The sequence below is a fragment of the Promicromonospora kroppenstedtii DSM 19349 genome, from assembly GCF_000515355.1.
GTDB classification, from domain to species: Bacteria; Actinomycetota; Actinomycetes; order Actinomycetales; family Cellulomonadaceae; genus Promicromonospora; species Promicromonospora kroppenstedtii.
In genome coordinates, this window is the sequence record NZ_KI911641.1 from 3,311 (window position 1) to 8,549 (window position 5,239).

General features: G+C 72.0%; 8 protein-coding genes. 6 read left to right on the plus strand and 2 right to left on the minus strand.

Translation table 11 applies throughout. From position 1 onward, the window contains the following. Positions 1–883 (plus strand): aminotransferase class III-fold pyridoxal phosphate-dependent enzyme (locus tag PROKR_RS07725; protein ID WP_036961574.1); only part of this gene is annotated, 883 nt, incomplete at its 5' end. 57 nt (positions 884–940) lie between these two features. On the opposite strand, the gene fdhA is transcribed toward PROKR_RS07725, so the two are convergent. Then, a complete protein-coding gene (gene fdhA, locus PROKR_RS07730) occupies positions 941–2,161 on the minus strand; it encodes a formaldehyde dehydrogenase, glutathione-independent (protein WP_036961576.1) in 1,221 nt (406 codons plus the stop codon). 224 nt (positions 2,162–2,385) lie between these two features. Here fdhA and PROKR_RS07735 point away from each other — a divergent pair, with 224 nt between their 5' ends. Both PROKR_RS07735 and PROKR_RS07740 read left to right on the plus strand, forming a co-directional pair. Continuing rightward, positions 2,386–2,685, plus strand: coding sequence for a hypothetical protein (locus PROKR_RS07735; protein WP_036961579.1), 300 nt, complete (start codon positions 2,386–2,388; stop codon positions 2,683–2,685). A 154-nt stretch (positions 2,686–2,839) separates the two neighbouring features. Continuing rightward, complete coding sequence (locus PROKR_RS07740) at positions 2,840–3,307, plus strand: hypothetical protein (RefSeq protein WP_036961582.1); 468 nt, start codon at positions 2,840–2,842, stop codon at positions 3,305–3,307. Here the strand turns inward: PROKR_RS07740 and PROKR_RS07745 are convergent. Next, positions 3,273–4,016, minus strand: a complete 744-nt coding sequence (locus PROKR_RS07745) for a response regulator transcription factor (RefSeq protein WP_036961585.1) — start codon at positions 4,014–4,016, stop codon at positions 3,273–3,275. The two genes, PROKR_RS07740 and PROKR_RS07745, sit on opposite strands and share 35 nt — an antisense overlap. A gap of 174 nt (positions 4,017–4,190) precedes the next feature. On the opposite strand from PROKR_RS07745, the gene PROKR_RS07750 reads away from it, so the two are divergent. The 3 genes from PROKR_RS07750 to PROKR_RS07760 form a co-directional block, all read left to right on the plus strand. Beyond that, positions 4,191–4,550: a metal-sensitive transcriptional regulator gene (locus tag PROKR_RS07750; RefSeq protein WP_084800312.1), complete on the plus strand. Its 360-nt coding sequence runs from the start codon at positions 4,191–4,193 to the stop codon at positions 4,548–4,550. A 68-nt stretch (positions 4,551–4,618) separates the two neighbouring features. Beyond that, positions 4,619–4,927, plus strand: a complete 309-nt coding sequence (locus PROKR_RS07755) for a heavy-metal-associated domain-containing protein (RefSeq protein ID WP_036961588.1) — start codon at positions 4,619–4,621, stop codon at positions 4,925–4,927. 29 nt (positions 4,928–4,956) lie between these two features. After that, positions 4,957–5,239 (plus strand): heavy-metal-associated domain-containing protein (locus PROKR_RS07760; protein WP_036961592.1); only part of this gene is annotated, 283 nt, incomplete at its 3' end.

Genomic DNA, 5,239 nt, shown 5'->3' on the forward strand with positions numbered 1-5,239 from the left:
CGAGGCCGGCTCCGGCGTCGCGACGCTCGCCCTGCCGGGCTCGGCGGGCGTGACCGAGGCGACCGCGGCCGAGACGCTGGTGCTCCCCTACAACGACCTCGCCGCCGTCGAGGCGGCGTTCGCGCAGCGCGGCTCCGAGATCGCCGCCGTCATCACAGAGGCGTCGCCCGCGAACATGGGCGTGGTGCCGCCGGTCGAGGGCTTCAACGAGGGCCTGCGCCGCATCACGTCGGCGCACGGCGCGCTGTTCATCATGGACGAGGTGCTCACCGGGTTCCGTGTGGGTCCGGCCGGCTGGTGGGGCGTCGAGAACGACGCGATCCGCGCCGCCGGGGGCGAGGGCTACACGCCCGACCTCTTCACGTTCGGCAAGGTCATCGGCGGCGGCATGCCCGTCGCCGCGCTGGGCGGCCCGGCGTCGGTCATGGACCACCTGGCGCCGCTCGGGCCCGTCTACCAGGCGGGGACGCTGTCCGGCAACCCCGTGGCGGTCGCGTCCGGCCTGACGACGCTGCGCTTGGCCGACGACGCGGTGTACGCCCGCGTCGACGAGGTCTCGCGCGTGCTGTCGGACGCCGTGGGCGCGGCGCTGACCGCCGAGGGCGTGGAGCACCGCGTACAGCGCGCGGGCTCCCTGTTCTCGGTGTTCTTCGGGCCGCTGGCCGCGGCGTCGGGGGTGCGGGACTACGCGCAGGCCCAGGCGCAGGAGACGTTCCGGTACACGGCCCTGTTCCACGCGATGCTGGAGGCAGGGGTCAACCTGCCGCCGTCGGTGTTCGAGGCCTGGTTCGTCTCCGCGGCGCACGACGACGCCGCCGTGAACCGGATCCTGGACGCTCTCCCGGCCGCGGCGAGGGCCGCGGCGGCGGCCCGGCCGACGTAGAACCAGGGCGAGACAGAACCCCGGCGCGCGCTGGGGTTCTGTCTCGGCCAGGTGGGATCAGGCTGCCTTGATGTAGTCGTTCGGGTTCAGCACGAACTTCGTCGCCGCACCCTCGTCGAACTCGTGGTAGCCCGTCGGCGCGTCCGTCAGGGAGATCGCCCGAGCGTTGACGGCCTTGGCGATCTGCACCTTGTCGTGCAGGATCGCCTGCATCAGGCTCCGGTTGTACTTCATCACCGGGCACTGACCGGTCGTGAACGCGTGCGACTTGGCCCAGCCGAGCCCCAGCCGCAGCGACAGCGACCCGACCTTCGCGGCCTCGGTGGACGCCCCCGGGTCGCCCGTCACGTACAGACCGGGGATGCCCAGCGAGCCGCCCGCCCGCGTGACCTCCATCAGCCCGTTCAGCACGGCGGCCGGGTGCTCCGTGGACGACTCGGACCCGTGCCCGCGCGCCTCGAAGCCGACGGCGTCCACGCCGCAGTCCACCTCGGGCTCGCCGAGAAGCTGCTCGATCTGGTCGCCGATCGGCCCGGCGGCGACGTCCACCGTCTCGCAGCCGAACGACCGCGCCTGCTCCAGCCGCTGCTTGTTGAGGTCGCCCACGATCACCACGGCGGCCCCGAGCAGGTGGGCCGACGCCGCGGCGGCCAGCCCGACCGGCCCGGCGCCCGCGACGTACACGGTGGAGCCCACGCCCACACCCGCGCTCACACACCCGTGGAAGCCCGTCGGGAAGATGTCGCTGAGCATCGTCAGGTCGAGGATCTTCTCCAGCGCCTGGTCCTTGTCGGGGAACCTGAGGGCGTTGAAGTCCGCGTACGGCACCAGCACGTACTCGGACTGGCCACCCACCCAGCCGCCCATGTCGACGTACCCGTACGCCGACCCCGGACGGTCCGGGTTCACGTTCAGGCAGATGCCGGTCTTGCGCTCCTTGCAGTTGCGACACCGCCCGCAGGCGATGTTGAACGGGACCGAGACGATGTCACCCACGTCGAGGAACTCGACGTCCGGACCCTTCTCGACGATCTCGCCGGTGATCTCGTGCCCCAGGATCAGTCCAGGGGGCGCGGTGGTGCGGCCGCGGACCATGTGCTGGTCCGAGCCGCAGATGTTGGTGGCCACGGTTCGCAGGATCACGCCGTGCGGCACCTTGCGGCCCACGTTGGCCGGGTTGACCCCGGGTCCGTCCCGGAGCTCGAACGTCGGGTAGTCGATGTCGACCACCTCGACCACGCCGGGTTCGCGGTAGGCGACCGCCTTGTTTCCAGGCATGTTGGGTTACCCCTTCCAGGTCATCCTTGAACTGGCTTCGGTCCCTTTCACGCTACGCCGGGCCCCGCCGACTCTCATCCGCGCCCCCGGACCCCGTCCCCTCCCGGCGGACGTCGTCCGCCCGTCCCGGGTGGGGAGTTCTCCCCACTGACCTGGGCGCGCGGTTCTGCCACGCTCTGCTCGCCGCGCGCAGGGCGTGCGCGGTCAGAGACAAGGGATCGAACATGGTTTTCTTCGGCTGGGGCAGCAGGAGCAAGACGGCGCCGCTGGACGCGGGGCGTGCCCTGGTGCTGCGCTACTCGTACTTCCACCTGTTCTGGATCCTGCGTGTGTCATGGGGCCTGCGGTACAGCCTCGCGACCGCCACGGAGGCCGGGTGGGCGACGCGGCCCCTCTCGGACGAGGAAGCCATGCGGCTCGACGCCCCGAACCGGCTCACGCTGAACTTCTGGTGGCGGTTCGGCCTGCTGCTGTGGGCGGCGGTGGCCGCGGTCGCGATCGTGATCGGGAACCTGACCCGCTGAGCGGACCGCCGAAGCACCCGCGGCCGGCGCACCTCAAGAAACCTCAAGAACCTCAAGGCAGATCCTGAGCAGTCCTTGAGGTTCTTCGGCCCTGCGTTGAGTTCCGGCCCGCACCCTGGGAGTAGCCGCACAGGCACTCACGGGGAGGCGCGCCATGACCGAGATACGACGACACACCGGGACGGGTGGGGCCGCGCGGACGGCCCGCACCGGCTGCCCGGACGGCAGCGCGCCCGTACCCGAGCAGCCGGAACGCCGACTCGCGTCGGGCATCCTCGACGAGACCGTGCTCCGTGACCTCGACCAGGATCTCGGCGAGGAGACCGCCCGCCGGTTCGCCGACCAGTTCGCCGCGGGCCTCAGACGCCGCCTCGAGCTGCTCACCGTCGCCGCCCTGGACGGCAGCGTGTACGCCGTCTACGACACGGCGGCCGACCTGGCCGTGACCGGCGCCATGGTGGGGGCGGTCCCGCTGGCCCAGGCGGCGTGGGCCGTGGCGCAGGACGTGGCGCGCACGCGCACGGTCCCGGAGGTCGACACGCTGATCCACCTCATGCGGCTGGCCCACCACACCGAGGCCGCACTGCTCAGGCGTTCTCGAACCGGTACCCCAGCCCCCTGACCGTGTGGATGAAGCGCGGGCTCGTCGGGCTGTCACCGAGCTTGCGCCGGACGTTGGCCACGTGCACCTCGACCGTGCGGCGGTCCGCCTCCGTGACGCCGCCCCCGTAGCCGTGGTCGTCGGGCCAGAGCAGGCTGGCCAGGTCCCCCTTCGGCACCGGCCGGCCCCGTGCGTCGTGCAGGGCCGCGAGCAGCACGAACTCGGTGCGGGTCAGGTGCACGAGCTCGCCGCCCAGGCGGACCGTACGACGCACGGTGTCGACCTCGAGCCGGCCGCTGTCGTCCGGAGCGGGCTCGGGTTCCTCGGCGGGCCCGGTGGCCGGCGCCAGGTGTCCGGACCGGCGCAGGAGCGCGTCGATCCGCGCCCGGAGCTCGCGCGGCCGGAACGGCTTGGTGACGTACTCGTCGGCGCCGGACTCGAGACCCATGAGCGTGTCGACCTCGTCGACCCGGGCCGTGAGCATGACGATGACCGTGTCGGAGAAGGTCCGGACCCGGCGCACGACCTCGAACCCGTCGATGTCGGGCAGCGAGATGTCGACGGTGGTCACGATGGGCTGGTGCGCCTTCACGAGCGCGACGCCCTGCGCGCCGGTGGCAGCGGGGTGCACGGTGAAGCCGGCCTGCTGAAGGATGACCTCGATGACCTCACGGATGAGGTCGTCGTCCTCGACCACGACCGCTACGCCCCGTCCCCCTGACTGGTCCATCCGTCGAACGTAGCAACCACACCGCCGCTTCGCTGGTCACCGCACCGGATCGCCACCATCCGGGCACCCGGGGTGTCGAAGTGGGTGCAGGAACCGCGGCGGGTGGTGAACGCCGCTGCCGGGCTGCGGCCCGGACACTTGACTCACTACCCCGTAGGGGTATCTCATGGTTGCATGACCGAGGCGACGGAGATCACCGAGGCGACCGAGGCCGCCACCCCACACGAGCACGCGGCCGGTGCGCACGACGGGCCGCACGGTTACGCGTCCGACAAGACCGGCTACCTCAAGCGGATGCGCCGCATCGAGGGGCAGGTTCGCGGAATAGCGCGGATGATCGACGAGGACGAGTACTGCATCGACGTGCTCACCCAGGTCAGCGCCGTGACGAAGGCGCTGCAAGCGGTGAGCCTGGCGCTTGTCGAGGACCACCTGGGACATTGCGTGGTGGACGCGGCCAAGGCCTCCGACGCCGAGGGCGCCGCCAAGGTCCGGGAGGCCTCGGAGGCGATCGCCCGCCTCGTCCGCATGTGACGGTCCGGCGACCCGAGCACGTCCAGCAGCATCCGCACGTCCAGCAGCCCACGAACCGAGGAGAACGCATGACCACCGTGACCAAGCTCGCCGTGACCGGGATGACCTGCGGGCACTGCGTGTCCGCCGTGACCAACGAGCTGCGCGGCGTGCCGGACGTCCAGGACGTCAGCGTCGAGCTGCACGCCGGCGAGACCTCGCAGGTCCACGTGATCTCGAAGCTGCCGCTGGCCGAGGCCGCGCTGCGCGACGCCGTGGACGAGGCCGGCTACCAGGTGGCCGACGTCGAGGTGCTCGAGAACGCCGTGGCGGCCGAGTCCGCTGCCCAGGCACCGGGCCGCCAGGCGACCCGCATGCTGCCGATCGTCCGGTCCTGATCGGACGCCCCACCCCGGTAAGGAGTACCGTGCCTGCGGCTGAGGCCCTGCACCCCCTCGGCGAGGTCGAGCTGGCCGTGTCCGGGATGACGTGCGCCTCGTGCGTCGCCCGGGTCGAGCGCAAGCTCAACCGGCTCGACGGCGTCGCCGCGACCGTGAACCTGCCCCTGGAGTCAGCGCACGTCGTGCTCTCGGCCGACGTCGCCGACCAGGACCTGGTCGACGCCGTCGAGGCCGCCGGGTACGAGGCGCGCGTGACGCGCCGCCACGCCGCGAACGGCGCGGCCGGTGACGGGGCGGCGGGGACGGCCG